23 protein-coding genes are annotated in these 22,226 nt (G+C 68.2%); 15 read left to right on the top strand and 8 right to left on the bottom strand.

All coding sequences use genetic code 11. From position 1 onward, the window contains the following. The first annotated feature begins 28 nt into the window (after window positions 1-28). From thiS to ACHAA4_RS04985, 8 genes are read left to right on the top strand one after another with little or no spacing between them, the layout of a single operon-like run. Window positions 29-268 (top strand): sulfur carrier protein ThiS, encoded by a 240-nt coding sequence (thiS, locus tag ACHAA4_RS04950; RefSeq protein WP_435773085.1) that lies wholly within the window; start codon window positions 29-31, stop codon window positions 266-268. A 12-nt stretch (window positions 269-280) separates the two neighbouring features. Beyond that, a complete protein-coding gene (locus ACHAA4_RS04955; protein ID WP_435773086.1) occupies window positions 281-1,090 on the top strand; it encodes a thiazole synthase in 810 nt (269 codons plus the stop codon). Window positions 1,091-1,105: 15 nt separating this feature from the next. Continuing rightward, the gene (moeB, locus tag ACHAA4_RS04960) at window positions 1,106-2,362 is read left to right on the top strand and encodes a molybdopterin-synthase adenylyltransferase MoeB (RefSeq protein WP_435773087.1); all 1,257 of its coding nucleotides are present in this window, start codon (window positions 1,106-1,108) and stop codon (window positions 2,360-2,362) included. A gap of 29 nt (window positions 2,363-2,391) precedes the next feature. Further along, complete coding sequence (locus ACHAA4_RS04965) at window positions 2,392-3,384, top strand: carbohydrate kinase family protein (protein WP_435773088.1); 993 nt, start codon at window positions 2,392-2,394, stop codon at window positions 3,382-3,384. A 4-nt stretch (window positions 3,385-3,388) separates the two neighbouring features. Beyond that, complete coding sequence (locus tag ACHAA4_RS04970) at window positions 3,389-4,345, top strand: HAD family hydrolase (protein WP_435773089.1); 957 nt, start codon at window positions 3,389-3,391, stop codon at window positions 4,343-4,345. Further along, window positions 4,346-5,179, top strand: coding sequence for a glycerophosphodiester phosphodiesterase family protein (locus ACHAA4_RS04975; protein WP_435773090.1), 834 nt, complete (start codon window positions 4,346-4,348; stop codon window positions 5,177-5,179). It begins immediately after the preceding gene. An 18-nt stretch (window positions 5,180-5,197) separates the two neighbouring features. Continuing rightward, on the top strand, window positions 5,198-5,731 hold the full coding sequence (locus ACHAA4_RS04980; protein ID WP_435773091.1) for an AbrB family transcriptional regulator: 534 nt from the start codon (window positions 5,198-5,200) through the stop codon (window positions 5,729-5,731). Between the two features lie 13 nt (window positions 5,732-5,744). Then, the gene (locus ACHAA4_RS04985) at window positions 5,745-6,278 is read left to right on the top strand and encodes an AbrB family transcriptional regulator (protein ID WP_435773092.1); all 534 of its coding nucleotides are present in this window, start codon (window positions 5,745-5,747) and stop codon (window positions 6,276-6,278) included. Between the two features lie 31 nt (window positions 6,279-6,309). On the opposite strand, the gene tctA is transcribed toward ACHAA4_RS04985, so the two are convergent. The 3 genes from tctA to ACHAA4_RS05000 are packed head-to-tail and all read right to left on the bottom strand — an operon-like array spanning window position 6,310 to window position 9,426. Continuing rightward, window positions 6,310-7,815, bottom strand: coding sequence for a tripartite tricarboxylate transporter permease TctA (gene tctA / locus ACHAA4_RS04990; RefSeq protein WP_435773093.1), 1,506 nt, complete (start codon window positions 7,813-7,815; stop codon window positions 6,310-6,312). Between the two features lies 1 nt (window position 7,816). Next, complete coding sequence (locus ACHAA4_RS04995; protein WP_435773094.1) at window positions 7,817-8,413, bottom strand: tripartite tricarboxylate transporter TctB family protein; 597 nt, start codon at window positions 8,411-8,413, stop codon at window positions 7,817-7,819. Beyond that, entirely contained in the window at window positions 8,410-9,426 is a 1,017-nt protein-coding gene (locus ACHAA4_RS05000) for a tripartite tricarboxylate transporter substrate binding protein (RefSeq protein ID WP_435773095.1), read from the bottom strand. The genes ACHAA4_RS04995 and ACHAA4_RS05000 overlap by 4 nt, the downstream gene beginning before the upstream one ends. 187 nt (window positions 9,427-9,613) lie before the next feature. Here ACHAA4_RS05000 and ACHAA4_RS05005 point away from each other — a divergent pair, with 187 nt between their 5' ends. The 6 genes from ACHAA4_RS05005 to ACHAA4_RS05030 all read left to right on the top strand — a co-directional run bounded on the left by ACHAA4_RS05005 (window position 9,614) and on the right by ACHAA4_RS05030 (window position 16,067). Further along, a complete protein-coding gene (locus ACHAA4_RS05005) occupies window positions 9,614-9,979 on the top strand; it encodes a universal stress protein (RefSeq protein ID WP_435773096.1) in 366 nt (121 codons plus the stop codon). Between the two features lie 95 nt (window positions 9,980-10,074). Further along, window positions 10,075-10,461 carry a PLD nuclease N-terminal domain-containing protein gene (locus ACHAA4_RS05010; RefSeq protein WP_435773097.1) on the top strand — a complete coding sequence of 129 codons (387 nt, stop codon included), beginning with the start codon at window positions 10,075-10,077 and terminating at the stop codon, window positions 10,459-10,461. After that, on the top strand, window positions 10,409-11,773 hold the full coding sequence (locus ACHAA4_RS05015) for a sensor histidine kinase (RefSeq protein WP_435773098.1): 1,365 nt from the start codon (window positions 10,409-10,411) through the stop codon (window positions 11,771-11,773). Before ACHAA4_RS05010 ends, ACHAA4_RS05015 begins: the two co-directional genes overlap by 53 nt. A 95-nt stretch (window positions 11,774-11,868) precedes the next feature. Then, window positions 11,869-12,525, top strand: coding sequence for a response regulator (locus ACHAA4_RS05020; protein ID WP_435773451.1), 657 nt, complete (start codon window positions 11,869-11,871; stop codon window positions 12,523-12,525). 141 nt (window positions 12,526-12,666) lie between these two features. Further along, window positions 12,667-13,416, top strand: coding sequence for an ABC transporter ATP-binding protein (locus ACHAA4_RS05025; RefSeq protein WP_435773099.1), 750 nt, complete (start codon window positions 12,667-12,669; stop codon window positions 13,414-13,416). Then, window positions 13,413-16,067 carry an FtsX-like permease family protein gene (locus ACHAA4_RS05030; protein ID WP_435773100.1) on the top strand — a complete coding sequence of 885 codons (2,655 nt, stop codon included), beginning with the start codon at window positions 13,413-13,415 and terminating at the stop codon, window positions 16,065-16,067. The genes ACHAA4_RS05025 and ACHAA4_RS05030 overlap by 4 nt, the downstream gene beginning before the upstream one ends. A 234-nt stretch (window positions 16,068-16,301) precedes the next feature. Here ACHAA4_RS05030 and ACHAA4_RS05035 read toward each other — a convergent pair whose 3' ends face one another. The 5 genes from ACHAA4_RS05035 to ectA form a co-directional block, all read right to left on the bottom strand. Then, the gene (locus ACHAA4_RS05035) at window positions 16,302-16,478 is read right to left on the bottom strand and encodes a hypothetical protein (RefSeq protein ID WP_435773101.1); all 177 of its coding nucleotides are present in this window, start codon (window positions 16,476-16,478) and stop codon (window positions 16,302-16,304) included. Between the two features lie 107 nt (window positions 16,479-16,585). Then, window positions 16,586-17,734: an ABC transporter ATP-binding protein gene (locus ACHAA4_RS05040; protein WP_435773102.1), complete on the bottom strand. Its 1,149-nt coding sequence runs from the start codon at window positions 17,732-17,734 to the stop codon at window positions 16,586-16,588. 321 nt (window positions 17,735-18,055) lie between these two features. After that, window positions 18,056-18,454, bottom strand: a complete 399-nt coding sequence (locus ACHAA4_RS05045; RefSeq protein ID WP_106122196.1) for an ectoine synthase — start codon at window positions 18,452-18,454, stop codon at window positions 18,056-18,058. A gap of 47 nt (window positions 18,455-18,501) precedes the next feature. Next, window positions 18,502-19,788, bottom strand: a complete 1,287-nt coding sequence (ectB, locus tag ACHAA4_RS05050) for a diaminobutyrate--2-oxoglutarate transaminase (RefSeq protein ID WP_435773103.1) — start codon at window positions 19,786-19,788, stop codon at window positions 18,502-18,504. Between the two features lie 123 nt (window positions 19,789-19,911). Then, window positions 19,912-20,457: a diaminobutyrate acetyltransferase gene (gene ectA / locus ACHAA4_RS05055; RefSeq protein ID WP_435773104.1), complete on the bottom strand. Its 546-nt coding sequence runs from the start codon at window positions 20,455-20,457 to the stop codon at window positions 19,912-19,914. A gap of 290 nt (window positions 20,458-20,747) precedes the next feature. On the opposite strand from ectA, the gene ACHAA4_RS05060 reads away from it, so the two are divergent. Then, window positions 20,748-22,142 carry a uracil-xanthine permease family protein gene (locus tag ACHAA4_RS05060; protein WP_435773105.1) on the top strand — a complete coding sequence of 465 codons (1,395 nt, stop codon included), beginning with the start codon at window positions 20,748-20,750 and terminating at the stop codon, window positions 22,140-22,142. The last annotated feature ends 84 nt before the right edge of the window (window positions 22,143-22,226 follow it).

Raw genomic sequence — 22,226 nt, forward strand, 5'->3', positions numbered from 1 at the left:
CCACCCGCACCTGATGACGTGGAGAATCATGCTCACCGTCCGCATCAATGAAGAACCCGTGACGCTGCCCAAGGACGCCACCGTCGTGGACGCCGTCGCCCAGACGACCGGGCGCAGCCTAAACCCCGACGGCACCCCCGCCGACGGCGGAAGGCTCGGCGTCGCCGTCGCGCTCGACGCCGCCGTCGTCCCACGCAGCCGCTGGTCCGCGACCACCCTGACCGGTGGAGAAGACCTCGAGATCGTCACCGCCGTCCAAGGCGGCTGAGAAGAGAGCCCTATGAGCACAACACTGCGCGCCGCAGACCTTCCCGCCCTGCAGGTCGGTGACTACACGCTGACCAACCGCCTGATCATGGGCACCGGCGGCATCACCGACCTCGACGCGCTCGAACGCGCGCTGCTGGCCTCGGGCACCACGCTGACCACCGTGGCGATGCGCCGGTACAGCCCCGAGACCAAGACCTCAGTGTTCTCGATGCTGGAGCGGCTGGGCATCGACATCCTGCCCAACACCGCCGGCTGCTACACGGTCAAGGACACGGTGCTCACCGCCGAGCTGGCCCGCGAGGCGCTGGAGACCAACCTGATCAAGGTCGAGGTCATCGCCGACGAGCACACCCTGCTCCCGGACGTGATCGAGACCCTCGAGGCCACCGAGCAGCTCGCCGACCGCGGATTCATCCCGATGGTCTACACCTCCGACGACCCGGCCGTCGCGCTGCGCCTGGAACAGGCCGGCGCCGCCGCGGTGATGCCGCTGGGCGCCCCCATCGGCACCGGCCTGGGCATCCTGAACAGGCACAACATCGAGCTGATCACCGCCCGGGCCAGCATCCCGGTGGTCCTCGACGCCGGCATCGGCAGCGCCTCGGAGGCCGCCCTGGCCATGGAGATCGGCTGCGACGCCGTGCTGGTCGCCTCCGCGGTCACACGCGCCCAGCGCCCCACCGAGATGGCCACCGCGATGCGGATGGCCGTGCACGCCGGCTACCTCTCCGCCCGCGCCGGCCGGATCCCGCGGCGCGAACACGCCCAGGCGTCCTCGGCCTTTGACGGCCGGATCGCCCCGATCGACGAACTCACCTGAGGACCCTGCCCCACGATGAATGATCTCTCCCAGTTCTCCCGCTCCCAGATGGAGCGGTTCCAGCGGCACTTCTCGCTCGACGGCTTCGGCATCGAAGCCCAGGCGAAGCTGCTGAACTCCCGTGTGGTGGTCATCGGCGCCGGCGGTCTGGGCGCCCCGATCCTGACCTACCTGGCCGCCGCCGGAGTGGGCACCATCGACGTGATCGACCACGACGTCGTCGACCGCTCCAACCTGCACCGCCAGGTGATCCACTCCGAGGCCAGCATCGGTGAGCCCAAGACCGCCTCCGCCGCCGCAGTGATGCGCGGGCTGCACCCGGAAATCGTCATCAACGAACACCGCGAACCGATCACCGCGTCGAATGCGCTGGACCTCATCGCCGAGGCGAACATCGTGGTGGACGGCTCGGACAACTTCACCACTCGCTACGTGGTCGCCGACGCCTGCGAGATCGCTGACAAGCCGATGGTCTCCGGCTCGATCCTGCGCTTCGCCGGGCAGGTCAGCCTCTTCTGGGCCTCGCAGGGTCCGACCTACCGCGACCTCTACCCCGAGGCCCCCGACGCCGGGGAGGTCCCCACCTGCGCCCAGGCGGGAGTGCTCGGCGTGCTGCCCGGAGTGATCGGCTCGATCATGGCCACCGAGACCATCAAGTTCCTCACCGGCATCGGTGAGACCCTGCTGGGCCGTGTGTTGATTTATGACGCGCTGGGCGCCAGCTTCCGCGAGATCAGCCTGCGTCCGGATCCCGACCGGGTGCCGGTCACCAGCATCGGCGCCGACGTGGCCGGACTGGGCGGGTTCACCGCCGACGCTCCAGCCGCCGCCGTTGCGTCGGATGTGACGCCATCCGCCGCCGCGGCCGCCGCCACGACCGCCGCCGCGGCTGACCCGGAACCAGCGCCGGCCGCCGTCGAGGATCTCGACTTCAACCCCTTCACCGGAGACCCGAAGCTGGACGACGAAGTCACCCCGAAGGAGCTGCGTGAACTCATGGACGCCGGCCTGATCGGGGGCATCGTCGATGTCCGGGAGCCCTGGGAGCATCAGATGGGCACCATCGAGGGCGCCGTGAACGTTCCGCTTGGCGATCTCTGGCGCGGCGACGACGGCGTCTCGGGTCTCGATGACGGGGCGGGAAAGCCGGTGGTGCTCTACTGCAAGATCGGTGTCCGCTCTCGCCAGGCGCTCGAAGTGCTGCGCCAGCGCCACCCCCGTGCGGAGCTGCGCAACCTCATCGGAGGTTACGAGCTGTACAAACAGCTCTGAGCCTCCCCCCGGTGCGGTAGTTTAGTGGGGTGAGTGCATACCTGGCGGTCATCGGTGAATGCTTGGTAGATGTCGTCCATTCGGAGACATCTGCCCCCAAGGCGCACGTCGGGGGCTCGCCGTTCAATGTCGCGGTGGGACTCGCCCGGCTTGAGCATGACGTGGTCTTCGCCGGTCGCCGCGGAGACGACGACTACGGCCGGATGATCGCCCGCAGCCTGCGCGCCCAGGGCATCACCGCCCTGCTCGACGCCGACTCCTCCCCGACCTCCGTCGCCCGCGCCACCCTGGACCCCACCGGGCAGGCCAGCTACGAGTTCACCCTCGACTGGACCCTCCCCGGCGCTGCCGAGCTCGAGGACAAGTTCTGCGCCCTCGCCCGGCAGAACAAGCCAGCCGCCGCTGACACGGCCGGCGACGACGCGGGCCCGCTGGAACATCTCCACACCGGCTCGATCGGCGCGATGCTCCAGCCCGGCGCCGAGACCGTCAAGGGCGTGCTCGACCGGGCCCGGAAGGTCGCGACGATCTCCTATGACCCGAACTACCGCCCCACGCTGGTGCCCAACCGTGAGGAGGCCCGCCTGCAGGCCGAGGAGTTCATCGCCCGGGCCGACATCATCCAGGCCTCCACCGATGACCTGGACCTGCTCTACCCCGAACGCAGCCACCGCGAGACCATGGAGGCCTGGCTCCAGATGGGCCCCGCCGTGGTCACCGTCACCCGAGGCCCCTCCGGAGCGATGGGACTGACCCGGGCAGGCTTCGCCGAACAGGAGGCCTTCTCCATCGAGGTCGCCGACACGGTCGGCGCCGGAGACTCCTTCATGGCCGCCACCCTCTCCACGCTGCGCGGGATGAACCTGCTCGGCGCGTCCCGGCGTGCGACGCTGCGCGAGATCAGCACCGACCAGCTGGCCACCGTGCTGCGCACCGCCGCACGGGCCGCCGCGATCAACTCCTCCCGGTTCGGCGCCCAGCCGCCCACGGCGGAGGAGCTCACCCAGGCCCTCGAGAGCTGAGCCGATGACCGAGCTCTCCTTCCCTGCCTCCGTTCCGACGCTCACCGGCGGGCCCGTGCACCTGATCGCCAGCGACATCGACGGAACCATCCTCAGCTACACCCACACCCAGTCCGGCACCGTCTCCACCCGCACCGTGGACGCCTTCCGGGCGGCCCAGTCCGCGGGGATTCGGGTCGTGCTGGTCACCGGCCGCCCGGTCCGCTGGCTCAAACACATCAGTGCGACCCTGGGCGCACCGGGCACCGTCATCGCCTCCAACGGCGCGGTCATCTACGACCTTGCCGCCGACCGGCTGATCCACGAGGCCGCGCTGGACGCCGAGTCCCTCTTCGACGTCAAGGACATGATCAGCCGGATCGATCCGCGCGCCTCCTTCGCCGCCGAGACCCTCCAGCACCTGCACATGGAGGAGCCCTTCATCGCCGGTTCGATGTTCTTCGAGGAAGACCGCCGTCGCGCCGCCGGCGTCACCGAGGAAGACCTCCGGCTCGGACCGCTGGATGAGACCCTCGAGCGCGACGGGCTCAGCAACGCCGCCCAGACCCCGGGCAGCGACGTCACGAGCGCCCACGTGACGGACCGGGTGGTCAAGCTGCTCTGCAAGACCGACACCATGGCACCGGACGAGTTCCTCGGCCGGGTCCAGGAGCAGGTCGGGGATCTGCTCACCGTCACCCACTCCGCTCCCGGGATCAGCCTGCTGGAGCTCTCCGCGCGCGGCGTGAACAAGGCCGCCGGGCTTGCCCGCTACGCCGCCTCCCAGAAGATCGACCGGCAACGCGTCGTCGCCTTCGGGGACATGCCCAACGACATCGAGATGCTCCGCTGGGCGGGGACCTCATGGGCCGTCGGCTCGGCGCATCCGGAGGCCCGCTCCGCCGCGAACCATACCGCCGCGTCCTGTGATGAGGACGGCGTCGCGCAGGTGATCGAGAAGCTGCTCGCCGGAGAGCTCTAGATGGCCAAGCCCTACCGTCGGCACGCCTATCGGGATGCCCCGTATCTGCTGAACTCCCGGCCCGGTGCGCTGCACCACCGCCCGCTGGCCTTTGCACACCGCGGCGCCGATCCGCGCCGCGAGAACACCATGGGCGCCTTCCGCCGCGCGGTGGACCTCGGCTACCGGTATCTGGAGATCGATGTCCGCACCGCCGCCGACGGCACCCTTGTGGTCTTCCACGACGAAGAGCTGGACCGCGCCACCACCGGCAGCGGTCTGCTGAGTGAGAAGACCTGGGAGCAGCTCGCCCAGCTGCGGGTCGGCGCCGGTGAGGAGTTCACCGAGCCTCTGGTCCGTTTCGAGGAGCTGCTGGGCACCTGGGACGACGTCCACCTCAACGTGGACCTCAAGGATGCCGCGGCGGTGATGGAGTTCGCCCGACTGGTGGAGAAGCACCAGGTCCATGACCGGGTGCTCGCCGCCAGCTTCAACGACGCCCGACGGCACAGCGTCCGACGTCGACTCAGCCGGCCGGTCGCGACCTCGGGCGGCTGGGCGGCCACCGCGCTGATCGTGCTGATGGGTCCGCTGGGGCTGATGGGACGGCTCGGCGGGCGGGTCGCCGACATCGACTGCGTGCAGGTCCCAGTCTCCCGGGGACGGATCCGCGTCGTGACCCCGCGCTTCGTGCAGCGCTGCCACCGGGCCGGTCTGCAGGTCCACGTCTGGGTCGTCGATGACCCCGCCGAGATGCACGAACTCCTCGACATGGGCGTGGACGGTCTGATGACCGACGACGCCGAGGCGCTCGCGGAGGTCATGCGGGAGCGTTCCGTCTGGCCCCAGCGCTAGAGCGGGACGGGGGAAGACTTGGCCATCGGCGATGAGGGTTCACGCCTGACCCAGCTGCTCGGGATCGGCAAGCTGCTGCTCGGCGGAGTGAGCGTGGGCTCGGTGCTGGAGCTGCTCGGCGTCCCGGCCGGAATGCTGATCGGCAGCGTGGTGGGCGCGGCGCTGGTCAACCAGCCCTGGACCCGCCGGATGAAGTCCGCCAGCCTGCCGCTCGTCGTGCGACAGATCGGACTGACCACCGTCGGACTCGCCGCGGGAGTGCTGCTCACCCTGGATTCCCTCCTGAACACGGCCGTGATCGCTCTGCCGGTGGTGCTGGCCTACCTGGCTCTGACCGCGCTGAACCTGGTCTTCGTCACGGTCCTGATGTCCCGCTACCAGGTGGACCCGGTCACGGCGGTCCTCGCCGTGACCCCCGGAGGACTCGCCGAGGTGACCACGATCGCCATCGACAAGGGAGCCCAGGTCGGGGTGGTGCTCAGCGTCCACGCGGTCCGGTTGTTCTCGCTGGTGCTCGTCATCCTGCCGATCCTGCTGCTGGTGCTCTCATGACGGCGGTGTGCCCATGATGCAGCTGTTGCCGCTGCTCGCGGTGATGGCAGGATCAGCCGTCGCCGCGCTGGTCTTCCGCTGGTGTCGAATCCCGCTGTGGCCGATCACCGGCGGGCTGGTGGGTGCCGCCGCGATCAACCTCGGCTTCGGCCTGGCGGTGCAGGTGCCGGAGCTGATCGTGCTGCTCGCCCAGCTCCTCGTCGGGACGGCGATCGGCGCGACGATCGCCCCGGACACGTTCCGTCAGTTCAAGCGATTCCTGGCCCCCGGAACCCTGGCCGTCGGAGCTGTGCTGGGCGCCGGGCTGCTCTTCGGGTGGGCGTTCGCCGCGCTGGGGATCCTCGACCCTGCCGAGGCGATGCTCTCGCTGATGCCGGGCGGGGTGGGGGAGATGGTGACCGCCGGGGTTGCCCTGGGCTTCGACGGGGCGGTCATCATCGGAGCCCATATGGTCCGGCTGTTCACCGTGCTGCTGAGCCTTCCCCTGGTGCTCTGGGTGGCGGTGAAGATCCGGGAGCGCTGGATCGCGGACCCGGACGACGGGTGACCCCGGCCGCAGGCTCGTCGAAGTGCCCGCCTCAGATGTCCTGGCGGCTCTTCTTGCGCACCGCTGCGCGGATGGTGAATGCCAGGACCAGCGCCAGCAGCCCATAGATGAACCACGTGATCGGGCTGTCGATCAGGGCCGCATAGTTGCCGTCGGAGGACAGCAGCGCGTCGCGGACCGAGGTCTCCGCCAGCGGTCCCAGCACCATGCCGATCATCAGCGGAGCCAGGGGATAGCCGTAGCGGCGCATCCCGAAGCCGACCAGGCCGATGCCGAGCAGCAGCAACAGGTCGAAGACCCGCCCGGACGTCGCGAAGACGCCGAGTCCGCAGAACATCGCAATGCCGGCGTAGAGGTAGGGCTGCGGGATCAGCAGGAGCTTGGACCACAGCTGCGCGAACGGCAGGTTGATGATCAGCAGGACGACCATCGCGATGAAGAAGCTGGCGAGCAGCGCCCACACCAGGTCGGGGTTGCGGTCGAAGAGCAGCGGGCCGGGCTGCAGGCCGTACTGGCGGAAGGCGGCCAGCATGATCGCGGCGGTCGCCGAGACCGGCAGACCCAGGGCGAGCAGCGCGCCCATCGCCATGCCGGTTGTGGAGTTGCCGGCGGCCTCGGGAGCGGCCAGGCCGCGGATGGCGCCCTTGCCGAACTTCGGGAAGCGACGACGCCGATCCAGGCGGCGTTCCAGGTCGTAGGCCATGAAGGTGGGCACCTCGGAGCCGCCGACCGGGATCACGCCGAAGGGCAGCCCGATCACCGTGCCGCGGCCCCATGCCGGAGCGGCCTCCTTGAACTCTGCCCACTTCAGCCAGGGACGTCCGGCGGACCGGGTCTTCAGGTCCGGGTGGTCGCGCCGCGCCCGGGAGGCCACGTGGAACACCTCGCCCAGGGCGAGGATCGCCACGGTGACGGTGATCAGCGAGATGCCCTCGAACAGCTGCGGCGCGCCGAGGGTGAAGCGCTGGGTCCCGGTGACCGAGTCGATGCCGACGGTGGAGAACCCCAGGCCCAGCATCAGCGCGGCCAGTCCCTTGGGGACTGATTCGGAGACCACCGAAGAGGTCGCGATGAAGGCGAACACGGCCAGCGCGAAGTACTCGGCCGGTCCGAAGTAGCGGGAGAGCTCTGCCAGGGTGGGGGCGAAGAACACCACGATGGTCGAGGCGATGATGCCGCCGATGAACGCGCCGATGGCAGCCGTGGCCAGGGCCTGTGGCGCGCGTCCGTCCAGGGCCATGCGGTGGCCCTCGAAGGTCGACGCGATCGCAGAGGCCTGACCCGGGGTGTTCATCAGGATCGCCATGGTGGAGTCGCCGAAGAGGCCGCCGAAGTAGACCCCGGCGAAGAGGATGAACGCCGCCGTCGGGTCCAGGGCGAAGGTCATCGGGAGCAGCAGCGCCACGGCCATTGAGGATCCCAGGCCCGGCATCACGCCGACCGCGGTGCCCAACAGACAGCCCACCACGACCCAGAAGAGGTTGGCCGGTGTCAGGGCTCCGGCGAAGCCCTCCATCAAGAGTGGAAGTGAGTCCATGCTAGAAACCGCCTCCCAGAATGCCCGAGGGCAGGTTCAGACCCAGCGCCACGCTGAAGCCAAGATATGCGACCGAACTCATGAAGAGGCTGATCAATATGTCGAAGAGCGGACGCTGTGAGCCGAAGCCGCGGGCCACGCACCAGAACAGCAGCGCTGCGGCGAGGATCCACCCCAGCCAGGGGAGCAGGACGGCGAAGGCGAGGAACCCGCCGACCGTCCAGCCGAGCGCGGTGAAGTCGGAGTGGAACCGCCAGGACCGGTCCGAGCTGTTCTCCGGATGCTCCGGATGCCGGAAGATCCCGAGGGTGATGATGCCGGCGAGCACCAGGCCCAGCACGCCGAGGATGGTCGGGAAGAACTGGGGGCCCGGGAAATCGGCGTCGCCGACGTCCATGGTGGCGACGCCGATGAGGATGTAGAGGCTGAACCCGGCGATGACCACCGGCATGATGAGCCCTGAGCGGCCGTGCCAGAAAGTGCCTTCTCCCGCGGGAGTCGGGCCCGGAAGGTCACCGCGCGGCGGATCTTCGTGGGTGCTGACCGTGGAGGGGGCATCTCCGTGCGCCGGAGGCGAAGGGTTCGTCGGGGTGCTCACTGTTCAATCTCCTCAAACAGGCCGGCGATGCGTTCGGTCTCGTCAGCGATGTATTGATCCAGCTCGTCACCCTGCAGGGGGGCTTCGCGCCAGTAGTTCCGCTCAACGGTGGCCGCCCATTCGGGGGTGGCGACCGCCTCGTCCACGAGCTCGCGCAGCTCGGCGACCTCTTCCTCGGTGGCGCTGGGCGGGGCGAAGAGCGCCCGCCAGTTGGTCAGTGTCACGTCGTACCCCTCTTCGGGCAGAGTCGGGATGTCGTCGACACCTTCGAGTCGGTCCTCGGCGGCGACGCCGAGGACCCGCAGGCGTCCGGACTCCACCTGTGGGTACATATCGGCGAAGCCGCCTGCTGCGGCGACGGCAGTGCCGTTGAGCAGCGCCTGGATCGCCTCGCCTCCGCCGTCGGAGGGGATATAGGTGGTGTCGCCGGGACTGATGTCCGCGGACAGCGCGATCTCAGTCATCACCAGCTGGTCGAAGGATCCGCCACCGGTCCACGGCGTCCCGCTGGGATCCTCCTGCCACGCCTGGACCAGGTCGTCCATGGTCTCGTGGGGTGAGTCCGCCGGCACCACGACGATGTCGTACTCCTCGAGGACCTTCGCGACCGGGGTGACGTCCTGGAGCTGGGACGGGGTGTCGAACTGGATCTGGGCCGCGATCTGCCCCGTCCCGCCGACCATCAGGTTGTTGGCATCGGGCAGCTGTGACATGTTGCCCAGCGCGATCGTCCCACCGGCACCTGGAACGTTGATGACCTGGACATTGTTCACCAGATCGTTGTTCTGCATGCTCTGCTGCAGCTCGCGCTGGAAGGTGTCCCATCCGCCGCCCGCCGCCGCCGGCGCGATCAGGGTCATCGTGTTGCGCACGTCCGTGCCGCCTGATGCAGCCTGGACGGAGAAGAACGAGGCCAGTCCCACACAGATCACTGCGACCACGGCGAACACCGCGGTGAGGACCTTCTTGGTCTGAGATTTTGGTGCAGAGTCGGACTGCGCTTGCTGACTCATCAGTTCCCCTCACGCCGAACAGCGTCATTGCGGATCGGACATTCTTGGGAGTGCGTCCCGTACAGGTTGATCGTCCGTGACTCGTCTCACTCCAAGTAGCGATTATCCTACAATATGTTGGTGTCTTCATCGCCTTCACCGGCGCCGGGGATCCGCGCCTCCACACTTCAACGCTAGGAGCACCGCCATGACCGTCCTCGTTGCCGGCACTGATACCGCCGAGGGGCGGGCCGCCTATGCCTACGCCCTGCGAGAGGCGGTGCGCCGCGGCGAAGACCTGCTCTACTTCGGCCTGAGCGGGGAACGCCCCGAGCCGGGTGCCGCTGAGCAGGCCGGCGTGCGGGAGACCTACGCCGAGCCGGACGCCCGGGGCAAGGACGGCGTCGGGGATCTGCTGGACACCGCGGAGCGCATCGATCCGTCGGTCATCGTGATCGGCATCCGTCAGCGCACCCCGGCGAGCAAGTTCATCATGGGCTCCTCGGCGCAGCAGATCATTCTTCAGGCCAACACCCCCGTGCTGTGCGTCAAGCCGGGAATGGTCGACGCCTGAGCCTCACCTGAGGCGTCGGAAGTTCAGCACCGGTTCGGGCGGATCTGGTCCCGCAGTATGAGGACCCGAACAGGTGCGGCTTCTAGACTGGGGAGGTGAATCCTCCCACCGTCGCCCCCGCGGCCCGCCTGCTCACCGAGAGCAACCCTGTCTGGGCGTGGGCCATCGCGGTCACGGCGATCGGGCTGCTGGTGGCGGCGCTGATGGTGCTGGTCCAGGACTCGGGCAAGGCCGGCAGGCGCGCCGCGATCTGGGGCGGGGTGATCTTCGTGCTGCCGATCATCGGCCCCGCGGCCTACCTGATCTGGGAGACCGTCCGCTACCACCGCGAGCATGGCCGTCCCGAGAAGGGCATGGTCGAGAAGTACGCCCCAGAAGAGGTGGCCCAGCGCCGTGAGGAAGCGCGCCGTGAGGAGGCATGCCGTGAGGATGCTCAGACAGCACGGAAACGGGGTGAAGACCGCGATGCCGCTGCTGACTGACACCCAGGAGGCCAAGACACGGACCCGGCGGCGGCTGATCGATGCCCTGATCAAGGTCCTCCCGCTGATGGTCCTGATGCTGGTCTCCCATTCCGGCGGCATGCGTGCCTTCGGGGAGATCGGGATCGAGGTGCCCTGGTATGTGGTGATCCTCGTCGAGGTGTTCGCTATCGCGCCGCTGGCCTTCTCCCGCACGAACCCTGGCGCAGCCGCCGGCGTGATCGCGGTCTTCTGCGTCGCGCAGCTGGTGATCGGCGCGGCACCGGGAGTCTCGGTGCTGGCCGTGCCGCTGGCGCTCTACGCCTGCGCGAAGTACGGCACTCCGCGCGTCTCCTGGAGCTACCTGGCCGTCGCGCTGCTCGGCGCCGGTGCGCTCGCGGCGTACTTCGTGTACTTGGACATGCACTTCATGCAGCAGTACGACTACTACAACGATTGGACGGACTCACTTGCCAGCGCGGGGCTCATCGGCGGCTTCGCCGCTGCGGTGGCGCTGACCTCCTGGCTGGCCGGGCACCTGGCCGGGCGTCGTCGCCGTGAGCTCGGCGCCATCAGTGAGCGCAATCAGCTGCTGGTCCGCGAGCGGGACCAGGAGGCGCGGCTGGCAGTCGACGCTGAGCGGATGCGCATCGCCCGGGAGATGCATGATGTGATCTCGCATTCGATGTCGGTCATGATCGCCCAGGCCGACGGCGGCCGCTACGTCCTCGAGCAGAGCCCGGAACGCGCCGAACGAGCGTTCGCCACGATCAGCGACACCGGTCGTGAGGCGCTCACCGAGATGCGCCGGATGCTCGGGGTGCTGCGCGATGAGGACGGCGCGCTGCAGAAGCGCCCCGCACCGGGGGTCCAGGACCTGCCCCAGCTCATCGAGGACGTGTCCGCCTCGGGCCTCCAGGTCCGGCTGCACATGCTCAGCGACTCCATCCCGAAGCTCCCCGAGGGAGTCGGGCTCGCGGCCTACCGGATCGTCCAGGAGGCTCTGACCAACACGCTCAAGCACGCCGGCCCGCATGCCCACGCCGAGGTCTGGGTCGCCACGGCGGCAGAGTCCCAGCCCGCCCTGATGCTGGAGGTCCGCGATTCCGGCCGCGGCTCGGCGGCACCCGACGACGGCGCCGGCTCCGGACTGCTCGGCATGGCCGAACGGGCCCGGCTCTACGGCGGCACCGTGACCACCCGTGCCCACTCGGGCGGCTTCGACGTGCTCGCCCGCTTCCCGCTGGGTGCCGAACCGGCCGGGTCGGCCGCGCCAGCGGCGGGCTCGCTCGATGAGACAGCACCCCCGCACCAGGTCGAGGAGACCGGATGACCGCCGCACAGAACGCCTCCTCGACCGCAGGGCCGGATGCCGCGCCTGGACATGGGGCCGGGCAGGCGCCGGGGGCGGGGCAGGAGCGCATCCGGATCCTGCTCGCCGATGACCAGGCGCTGCTGCGCGCCGGCTTCGCCATGGTGATCGACTCCCAGCCGGATCTTCAGGTGGTGGACCAGGCCGGCAACGGCCAGGACGCGCTCGCCGCAGCCTGCGCGCATCACCCCGACGTGGTGCTCATGGACATCCGGATGCCGATCATGGACGGGCTCGAGGCCACCCGGCGGATCACCGAGGATCCTGCGCTGTCGAGGACCCGGGTGATCGTGCTGACCACCTTTGACACCGACGAATACGCCCTCGAGGCGCTGCGCGCGGGCGCCTCCGGCTTCCTGCTCAAGGACGTGAAGCCTGAGGCCCTGCTGGACTCCATCCGGACGGTCACCACCGGCGGGGCCGTCATCGCCCCGACCACCACCCGTCGACTCCTGGACTCCACGCTGCGCGACGGCGGGCGACGGCGCAGTCCTGACGCCGAGCAGCAGCAGCGGCTGGACCGGCTGACCAACCGGGAGCGCGAGATCCTGCTGGAGCTCGCCACCGGGGACTCGAACACCGAGATCGCCGCGCGGCTCTTCGTCTCCGAAGCCACCGTGAAGACCCATGTGGGGCAGGTGCTCGCCAAGCTGGAAGTGCGCGATCGAGTCCAAGCCGTGGTCTACGCCTACGAGACCGGTCTGGTGGCCTGATCCCGAAGCCCGGGTCTGAGTGATCGGGTCTGAGTGACCCGAGGTCTCGGGTCGCCGCACCCAGCTCATCCTGCAGGATGAGGCGCAGACCGACCTGTGGTCCGATGTGGGAGCATCCCCCTCGTTCGTAGTGTGAACACCATGATCACCACACTGACTCCAGCTCTGCGCGCCAGGGCGCTGAACAAGACCTACGGCTCCGAGGACGCGGCGGTCCACCCGCTCCGCGACCTCTCCATCGAGTTCCCCGCGGCGAAGTTCACCGCGGTGATGGGCCCCTCGGGCTCCGGAAAGTCCACCCTGCTCCACGTCCTCGCCGGACTGGACACCGCCGACGACGGCGAGGTGATCCTCTCCTCGGCGCGCGGCGAGACCACCCTGACCGGGCTCAGCGAGAAGCAGCTGACCCGGGTCCGGCGCGAGAGCATCGGCTTCATCTTCCAGGCCTACAACCTGGTCCCGGCGATGACTGCCGAGGAGAACATCCTGCTGCCCACCAACCTGGGCGGAGCACCCGTGGACCAGGAGTTCTACCGCCAGGTCATCGAGCGGCTCGGACTCACCGACCGTCTCACCCACCGGCCCTTCGAACTCTCCGGCGGACAGCAGCAGCGCGTGGCGGTCGCCCGGGCCCTGGTCGCCAGGCCCGCAGTGATCTTCGCCGACGAGCCCACCGGCAACCTGGACCAGACCACCGGCCCCGAGGTCCTCGGGCTGCTCCGCACCGCGGTCGACGAGTTCGGCCAGACCGTCATCATGGTCACCCACGACGCCAACGCGGCGGCACAGGCCGACCGCACCGTGCTCCTGGCGGACGGCCGCGTCGCCGGCACACTGGAGAAGCCCACCGCCGAGCAGCTCGCCGCCGCCCTGATCGAGGCCGGCCGATGAGCGGCAACCCGGTGCTCCGGGTCAACCTGCGCTCGGCCGGGAAGAAGCTCTTCGCGGCCGGCGCGGCGGTCGCGATCTCGGTCGCGTTCATCGTGGCAGGGGTGCTGATGCTGGACTCTTTCACCCGTGGACTGACCCAGCAGATCGAGGCCGAAGCCGCCGGAAGCGACCTGATCATCGACACGATGCAGCTTTCCGCCTGGGATGAGGACACCGAGGAGTACCTGCGCGACGACATCGAGCTGGCGGAAGCCATCGAGGAGCTCGACGGGGTCGCCGTCGCCGATGCCATCGGCTCCGGCTACCTCAGCGAGATGTCCGAGGATGGCAGCTCCACCATCGGCTTCGAAGTGGGCGAGCAGTCAGAGACCAGGGTCGGGGAGATCAGCCAGGGGAGGGAGGCCCAGGCCGAGGACGAGGTGGTGGTCAGCTCCGCCGCCGTCGAGGGCAGGGGCCTTCAGCTCGGCGACACCCTGACCGCACAGAACTTCGTCTACGAGGACGACGCCGCGGAGGGCGCCGAGCCCACCGTGGAGGAGGAGGACTACACCGTGGTGGGCGTGGTGGACACCCAGGGTGCTCCGCGCGGCTTCCTCACCGCCGAGGGGATGGACCGGATGCCCTCCGGCGCAAGCCCCGCAGAGATCCGGGTGCAGCTCGCCTCCGGCATCGACGCAGGCCAGGTGCAGACCCAGATCCAGGAGCTCATCCCCGAGCAGGCAGAGGGACTGGAAGCCCAGCGCGCCGCTGAGCTCACCGGCCTCGAGGCGCAGACCACCGAGGAGATCGTGGACGCCCGGATGGCGGAACAGGCCGGAAGCGCGAACGTGCTGGCCTACCTCGCCATCGGCTTCGGCAGCATCTCGGTCTTCGTCTCCGGGCTGGTCATCTCCAACACCTTCCAGGTGCTGGTCGCCTCCCGGCAGCGGACGATGGCGCTGCTGCGCGCCATCGGCGCCACCTCCACGCAGCTCAAGCGTGCGACCCTGCTCGAGGGAGCACTCCTGGGTCTGATCGGTGGCGCGGCCGGCGTCGCGCTGGGCGCCGGCGCGGCACTGGGCTTCTCGCTCATCGCCCGTGCCACCTTCGCGCCGGACCTCCCGCTGGCCACGCCCACCCTGCTCGCCACCGTGATCGGGCTGGGACTCGGCCTGGTCGTCACGGTGCTCTCCGCGCTGGTGCCGGCGATCAAAGCTGGACGCGTCTCACCCATGGCCGCGCTGCGGCCAGCAGGACTGACTCCCGCCTCAGCGCGGCTCTCGAAGCCGCGCCTGGTGATCGGACTGCTGCTGACCCTGGGCGGGTTCGCCGCGGTGCTCGCCGCCGCGCTGCTGGCGACCGCGGAGAACGACCCGCTTCTGCTGCCAGCGCCGCTGGTCGGGGTCGCCGGTGCCATGATCGGATTCATCGGGGTCCTGCTGCTGGCCCGAATGATCGTGCCGCCGCTGGCGGCGCACGGGGGGCGCCTGATGGGAGCCCTGCCCGGGCTGCGGGTCAACGCGCCGCTCGCCGGACAGAACGCCCGGCAGGTCCCCGGACGTACGACGGCGACCGCCTCGGCCCTGCTGGTCGGGGTCACCCTGGTGGGCACCATGATGGTGGGCGCCTCCACGGCGCAGGCGGTGCTCTACGACGAGCTGGCCGAACAGTACCCGGTGGAGGCCTCGATCAACGCCATGGACGAGGACCTCGACGCCGATCTCGATGCGAGCTCCCTGGTGGGCACCCATTCCAGCGCACCCGGCGTGCCGGTGACGATCACCGGCAGCCACGGAACCATCGAGAGCCAGGCGGTGCTCGTCGATGAGCAGACCTTTGCCGAGGTGGCCCGCACGCAGGGTCTGGTGCCGGAGCCCGGACAGGCGATCGCCTCGCCGCTGTTGAACGCCGAGGGAGCGGTCTACGACGACGAGGAACCGGAGCTGGAGCTGACCCCGTATGGCACGGGAAGCTCCGGAGCCGAGCAGCAGGCCATCACCGTCGAGGCGACCACGGTGTCCTGGCTGCCCGCCGGGATGGTGCTGATCTCGTCCGCGTCGCTGCCGGAGGCGGCTCAGGTGCAGCCCCTGTCAGAAGGTGCGGGCCCCTGGACCTTCACGGCGGAGAACGGCATCACCCTGGTGCGCACTGCGGAGGGCATCAGCTCGGCCGAGTCCTACGGACTGGCCACGCTCTTCCAGGACCACACCGAGGAGTACAACGACGTCGGGGCCGTGATGCGGGCCAGCTACGGCGAGACGATCGACATGGTGCTGCTGATCGTGCTGGTCCTGCTCGGCGCGTCAGTGCTGGTCGCCGTGATCGGAGTGAGCAACACGCTCTCGCTCTCGGTGCTCGAGCGTCGCCGGGAGGCGGCCCTCCTGCGGGCGGTGGGCATGAACCGCCGCTCGGTGGGACAGATGATCACCATCGAGGCGATCCTGCTCGCCGGGGTGGCGCTGTTGATCGGCACGGGGCTCGCGGTGTTCCTGGGATGGGCCGGCGTGGCTTCGATGGTCGCGGTGCCGGACTGGACCGTGACCGTGGATGTGCCCTGGCTGCGACTGGCGATGCTCTGGGGGATCACGCTGCTGGCCACCGCGCTCGCGGCGCTGCTTCCGGCCCGGGCGCTCTCCAAGGTGGAACCCGCAGCCGGGCTCAGCGAGGACTGAGCCTCGCGGCCGCCTGGCCGCTGAGCTGCCGAACAGCTCAACGAGAGTACACATAGAGAGGGCGGGATCCGAATACTCGGATCCCGCCCTCTCAGGTCTTGTCAGGTTCAGCGGATCAGGTCACCAGGATGACGATGATCACGATGAGCAGAATGGCGGTGAGGCTGATTGGAAGGATACGTCCCATGATGTCTTGCCTTTCGATAATGGTGCGTCTGGGTCATTCGAGAGCGGTCATTGCTGACGTCGGCTGACGGCCCTGATGATGAAGAAGATTCCTACCACCACCAGGATCGCGAGAACGATGTTGAAGAACAGGTTCAGAACGACACCAAACAGCCAGAGGGCGATCCGGAGGACCACCAGCACCAGCACAATGGAAATGACAATAGACAGTGCTCTATTGGCCATGGCTCCACCTTACGGGTGTCTACCTGGGTGCGAGCTGGGTGCCGAAGCCCCTGCCCCCGTCCTGAAAGGACTCAAAACTTTCCGAACTGGGACGATGTTCGCCCCTGTCAGTCCTCGGCGTCGGCCAGGGCCTCCACGTCGGAGAGCGAGGCATGGGGGGTGTGCTCCGGGACGTAGCCGTTGAGGCGCAGGCCGTTCTCGACGTCGAACAGGTGCACATGGTTCGGGTTCGGCTTGATCGTGACCCGCTCGCCGCGCATGGGGGGGCGGCGTCCGTCCACCCGGACGATGAAGGGCTGGAAGGTCTTGATGCCGTCGGGGGTGCCGAAGATGTAGGCGTCGGCGCCGAGCTCCTCGACCAGGTCCACGGTCATCGGCAGGCCGGTTCCGTCACTGGTGAGCTCCATGTCCTCGGGACGCACGCCCAGGATGACCTGGTCGCCGTGAGCCTTGTCCAGGTGGCCGTCCGGGATCGGGATCACGTCCTGGCCCACGACGATGCCCTGACCCTGGACCTTGACCTGGAAGAGGTTCATCGCGGGTGAGCCGATGAAGCCGGCGACGAAGACGTTGGCGGGTGTGTCGTAGAGGTTGCGCGGGGAGTCGACCTGCTGCAGCACGCCGTCCTTGAGCACGCAGACACGGTCGCCCATGGTCATGGCCTCGACCTGGTCGTGGGTGACGTAGACGGTGGTGGTCTGCAGCTCGCGGGTCAGCGCGGCGATCTGGGTGCGGGTCTGCACACGCAGCTTGGCGTCGAGGTTCGACAGCGGCTCATCCATCAGGAAGACCTTGGGGGAGCGCACGATCGCGCGGCCCATGGCCACACGCTGACGCTGACCACCCGAGAGGGCCTTCGGCTTGCGCTCGAGGTAGGGGACCAGGTCCAGGATCTCAGCGGCCTTCTTCACCCGCTCGGCCCGCTCCTCCTTGGAGACGCCGGCGATCTTCAGTGCGAAGCCCATGTTCTCGGCCACGGACATGTGCGGGTAGAGCGCGTAGTTCTGGAAGACCATCGCGATGTCGCGGTCCTTCGGCGAGACGTGGGAGACATCCTCGCCGCCGATCATGATGGCTCCCTCGTTGACCTCTTCGAGGCCGGCGAGCATGCGCAGTGCGGTGGACTTGCCGCAGCCGGAGGGTCCCACGAGGACCAGGAACTCGCCGTCGGCGATCTCGAGATGCAGCTGGTTGATAGCTGGTCGCGCGCCGGGGGTGTAGATCCGGCTGGCGGAGGCATAAGTCACAGAAGCCATGATGATATGTCCCTTTCACGGGCAGGTACGTGCCCGACGATCCGTTGTGAAGGTGATTGTGGTGACGCGTGACTCACGTGTGGTGGGTCACATGTCTTGTGCATCACATCACAGCTTCCGACAGAAGTCCAAAACCGTCTCACGCTCCCGCGCAGGGGGCCCGGCGCAGAAGACTCGCCGCGGGACCTGGGCCCAGACACGACGACGGCGCCTGTCCGCCTCGTCCACGGTGTCTTCCGTGGTGGAGGTGGGCAGGCGCCGTCGGGCGCTGCGATGTCAGGCGCTGGGACTCAACTGGGGGAGCCTCAGCCGCTGACCAGATCAGGCGTTGTCATCCTCGAGGATCAGCGGGTAGACGCCGTTCTCGTCGTGGACCTCGCGGCCGGTGACCGGCGGGTTGAAGACGCAGACCACGCGGATCTCCTCCTCCACCTCGACCCGGTGCTTCTCCTGACCGTCGAGCATGTAGAGGAAGCCATCGGTGATGGTGTACTTCTCTCCGGTCTCGAGATCGGTCAGCGTGCCCTTGCCGCCTACGCAGTAGACGGCTTCCACGTGGTTGGCGTACCAGAACTCGTTCGTGGTGCCGGCGTAGAGGGTGGTCTCGTGCAGCGAGAAGCCGACCTTCTCCTTGGCCAGGACCATGCGCCGGGAGCGCCAGTTCTCCTGCTGGATGTCGCGGTCGGTGCCGTTGAGGGCGTCGATGTTCAGGGTGTACACGCAGATCTCCGATCAGTGGCGTCTCAGGTTGCGGGGGCGAAGGGCTTTCAGCGGGGTGCTCGCAGGCGCGAGGGCTCTCCGAGGTTGCCCGTGGCCGCGAGGAGTGACTCCTCGATGATGGCCAGGCCCTTCTGCAGATCTTCGGACTCGATGTTCAACGCGGGCATCAGCTTGACGACCTCGTCCTGGGGTCCGGAGGTCTCCACCAGCAGATTACGCTTATACGCCTCTGCAGCGACCTTGCCGGCCGTGTCGGGGTTGGGGAAGTGGATGCCGGTGAGGAATCCGCGGCCTCGCAGCGAGGAGCCCGGGACGTGCTCGGCGATCTTGACCAGGCCGTCGTGGAGCTCCTGGATCCGCTCGGCAAGCTGCTTCTCGAAGCTGTCATCGGCCCAGAAGATCTCCAGCGCCCGTGCGGCGGTGACGAAGGCGAGGTTGTTGCCGCGGAAGGTGCCGTTGTGCTCCCCGCCCTCCCAGACATCGAGCTCCGGCTTGAAGAGGGTCAGCGCCATGGCCAGTCCGTAGCCGGAGATCGACTTGGACACGCAGACGATGTCTGGGTAGAGGCCAGCCTCCTCGAAGGAGAAGAACTTGCCGGTGCGGCCGCAGCCGGCCTGGACATCGTCGACGATCAGCAGGATCTTGTGCCGACGCAGCAGGTCGGACAGCGACTTGAGCCAATCGATCCGCGCGGCGTTGAGTCCGCCCTCGCCCTGGACGGTCTCCACGATCACCGCGGCAGGCTTGTCCACGCCGGAGCCGGAGTCCTCGAGGATCTTCTCCAGCCACAGGAAGTCAGGCATGTCGCCGTCGAAGTAGTCGTCGTAGGGGATCTTCGAGGAGTTGGTCAGCGGGATGCCGGCGCCACGGCGCTTCATCGAGTTGCCCGTGACGGACAGGGCGCCCAGGGTCATGCCGTGGAACGCATTGGTGAAGGAGAGGATGTGCTGGCGGCCGGTGACCTTGCGAGCCAGCTTCAGCGCCGCCTCGACGGTGTTGGTGCCTGTCGGGCCGGGGAACATCACCTTGTAGTCCAGCTTGCGCGGTTCCAGGATGACCCGCTCGAAGGTCTCCAGGAAGCGCCGCTTGGCGGGGGTCTTCATGTCCATGGAATGGGTGACGCCGTCGTTGGCCACGTAGTCCACGACCAGATCGCGCAGCTCGGGGTGGTTGTGTCCGTAGTTCAGGGCGCCGGCGCCGGAGAAGAAGTCCAGGTAGCGGGTGCCGTCCTCGGTCCACTGGTAGGGGCCGGAGGCCTTGGCGAAGGTGGCGGGCCAGTTCATGCAGTAGCTGCGGACCTGGGATTCGCGTGTGTCGAAGATATCTGTAGCCATGGTGCTCATCTGTCCTTACGTTCCGGGGAAGTCGGGGTGGATATTCACTCAGAGCGACGGCGTGACCGCCTGGGGCTTCTCAGCTTGGCGGGTGCACCGTCAGGGGGTGTGCGGGGATGCTGGTCAGCTCAGCGGGGCCACGGTGTAGAGGTCCTCGGCGGCATGGACCTCACCGGACTCATCGGCTGAGGGGAAGATCGCCTCGTCGAACAGCGTCGTGGTGGTGATCTCGGCGTTCTTGTCTCGTGCGAGACCGGTGAACAGCGCGATCGAGGCTGCGTTGTCGGAGGTGATCGTCGTCTCCAGCCGGTGCGGGGCGGCCGAGTCCACCAGGGTGGTGAGCATGCGGGAGGCCAGCCGGCGGCCGCGGAAGCGGGAGTCGACGGCGACCTGCCAGATGAAGAGAGTCTCGGGGTCACTGGGGCGTCGGTATCCGGAGATGAATCCCGCGGGCTCCCCGTCGACCTCGGCGATGACCGAGGTCTCGGCGAAGTCTCGTGCCCACAGTATGTAGGCGTAGGGGGTGTTCACATCCAGGACGCCGGTTCCGGCGGCGAGCCTCCACAGGGAGGTGCCGTCGGCCACGGTGGGCGTGCGGATCTCAACTCGTTCCGAGCCCGTGGAGGCGTCGGAAGAGTTCTGGGCAGGGGTATCTGCGGTATCAGCCATCAGACTCCACAGTAGTGAGCCATCATGGAGATTCAACCGAGAACTTCGCGAACGGACGGTGAAATCGGGGGTTGAAGGGGCCGAAAAAGTTTAGTCCAGAAATTACCCACGCCGGTGCATGTCATGTATCGCAAGGGCAAGCGCGGATCCATGACTTCTTCTCGTTGGAATACTCCGAATGTAATCATTATGTGATTAGTTTCAAGATAGCTTAATGATCTGAAGGTGATGGGTCCCATACTCAGCGCCCGCTGTGACGATGCTCAGGTGGAGCTAAGGTGGCTGTGATGATGACGCAGAAGAAGAGCCGCCTCCCTGGTTTCGGGTGGACGCTCCACGGTGACGGCAAGACGGTCCGACCCGGCGCGGTGGTGACCCCCGACGAGCGGCTGGGCTGGCTGCAGACCACCGGGGTGGGCATGCAGCATGTGGTGGCGATGTTCGGGGCGACCTTCCTGGTGCCGCTGATCACCGGCTTCCCGCCCTCGACCACGCTGTTCTTCTCCGGTGTCGGCACCGTGCTCTTCCTGATCATCACGGCAGGGCGCATCCCCAGCTACCTCGGCTCCTCCTTCGCCTTCCTCGCCCCGGTGGGCGCCGCCACGGCCCAGTACGGCATGTCCGGAGCCCTCGGCGGGATCTTCCTGGCCGGACTCGGTCTGGTGGTGATCGGAGTCATCGTCCACTTCGCCGGGAGTCACTGGATCCAGCGCGTGATGCCGCCGGTGGTCACCGGCGCGATCGTCGCCCTGATCGGGCTGAACCTGGCCCCGGCCGCCTGGAACAACGTCAATCAGGCCCCGATCACCGCCACGGTGACCATCGTGTCGATGCTGCTGGCAGGCGTGCTCTTCCGGGGCCTGCTCGGTCGGCTCTCGATCCTGGTCGGCGTGGTCATCGGTTATGTGGTGGCCGTGGTGCGCGGCGAGGTGGACTTCTCCGGGATCGGCTCCGCCGGCTGGGTCGGCCTGCCAGAGTTCACCACCCCGACCTTCCACATCGGCGTGCTGGGTCTCTTCATCCCGGTGGTGCTGGTGCTCGTGGCGGAGAACGTCGGGCACGTGAAGTCGGTGGCCCTGATGACCAAGCGGGACCTGGATCCGGTGACCGGGCGCGCGCTGATGGCCGACGGCGCGGCCACCATGCTGGCCGGTACCGGCGGGGGCTCCGGCACCACGACCTACGCCGAGAACATCGGCGTGATGGCTTCCTCTCGGGTCTACTCCACCGCCGCGTACTGGGTGGCCGGGCTGTTCGCGATCCTCCTGGCGCTGCTGCCGAAGTTCGGCGCGCTCATCGCGACGGTGCCGGTCGGCGTGCTCGGCGGCGCCGGCACCGTGCTCTACGGGATGATCGGCGTGCTCGGGGTGCGCATCTGGGTGCAGAACCGGGTGGACTTCGCGAACCCGATCAACCTTGCCGTGGCAGGGGTGCCGCTGATCATCGCGATCGCGAACTTCACCATGGTCTTCGGCGAGATCGTCTTCGAGGGCATCGCACTGGGCAGCTTCGCGGCCCTGGCCATCCACCACGTGATGAGCGCGATCGCGCGCTGGCGCGGCACCGACGTCGGTTTCGTCACCGACGACGACGACGCCCTGGCCACCCCGGTCAACGCCGAGGACCTGGCCGAGCAGACCCGTGCCGAGCCGCCTCGGGACATCCCGGAACGTCGCGAACCCTAGGTTGCGGAGCGGCATCAGTTCGCTGTGAGTTCCCTGGAAAACGCCTATTCGGGGCGACAGGGCCCATCGCGGTCGGTAGCGTGA

Source organism: Nesterenkonia maliinae (assembly GCF_051262655.1).
GTDB lineage: Bacteria > Actinomycetota > Actinomycetes > Actinomycetales > Micrococcaceae > Nesterenkonia.

Bases quoted from the DNA above. Each gene is read 5' to 3' on its own strand.
- ACHAA4_RS05025 (WP_435773099.1), top strand. From the start codon at position 12,667: ATGATCACCACACTGACTCCAGCTCTGCGCGCCAGGGCGCTGAACAAG.
- ACHAA4_RS04985 (WP_435773092.1), top strand. From the start codon at position 5,745: ATGATGCAGCTGTTGCCGCTGCTCGCGGTGATGGCAGGATCAGCCGTC.
- ACHAA4_RS04970 (WP_435773089.1), top strand. From the start codon at position 3,389: ATGACCGAGCTCTCCTTCCCTGCCTCCGTTCCGACGCTCACCGGCGGG.
- ACHAA4_RS05060 (WP_435773105.1), top strand. From the start codon at position 20,748: ATGACGCAGAAGAAGAGCCGCCTCCCTGGTTTCGGGTGGACGCTCCAC.
- ACHAA4_RS05000 (WP_435773095.1), bottom strand. From the start codon at position 9,426: ATGAGTCAGCAAGCGCAGTCCGACTCTGCACCAAAATCTCAGACCAAG.
- ACHAA4_RS04955 (WP_435773086.1), top strand. From the start codon at position 281: ATGAGCACAACACTGCGCGCCGCAGACCTTCCCGCCCTGCAGGTCGGT.
- ectA (WP_435773104.1), bottom strand. From the start codon at position 20,457: ATGGCTGATACCGCAGATACCCCTGCCCAGAACTCTTCCGACGCCTCC.
- moeB (WP_435773087.1), top strand. From the start codon at position 1,106: ATGAATGATCTCTCCCAGTTCTCCCGCTCCCAGATGGAGCGGTTCCAG.
- ACHAA4_RS04975 (WP_435773090.1), top strand. From the start codon at position 4,346: ATGGCCAAGCCCTACCGTCGGCACGCCTATCGGGATGCCCCGTATCTG.
- ACHAA4_RS05015 (WP_435773098.1), top strand. From the start codon at position 10,409: ATGCTCAGACAGCACGGAAACGGGGTGAAGACCGCGATGCCGCTGCTG.
- ectB (WP_435773103.1), bottom strand. From the start codon at position 19,788: ATGGCTACAGATATCTTCGACACACGCGAATCCCAGGTCCGCAGCTAC.
- tctA (WP_435773093.1), bottom strand. From the start codon at position 7,815: ATGGACTCACTTCCACTCTTGATGGAGGGCTTCGCCGGAGCCCTGACA.
- ACHAA4_RS05035 (WP_435773101.1), bottom strand. From the start codon at position 16,478: ATGGCCAATAGAGCACTGTCTATTGTCATTTCCATTGTGCTGGTGCTG.
- ACHAA4_RS05030 (WP_435773100.1), top strand. From the start codon at position 13,413: ATGAGCGGCAACCCGGTGCTCCGGGTCAACCTGCGCTCGGCCGGGAAG.
- ACHAA4_RS05040 (WP_435773102.1), bottom strand. From the start codon at position 17,734: ATGGCTTCTGTGACTTATGCCTCCGCCAGCCGGATCTACACCCCCGGC.
- ACHAA4_RS05005 (WP_435773096.1), top strand. From the start codon at position 9,614: ATGACCGTCCTCGTTGCCGGCACTGATACCGCCGAGGGGCGGGCCGCC.
- thiS (WP_435773085.1), top strand. From the start codon at position 29: ATGCTCACCGTCCGCATCAATGAAGAACCCGTGACGCTGCCCAAGGAC.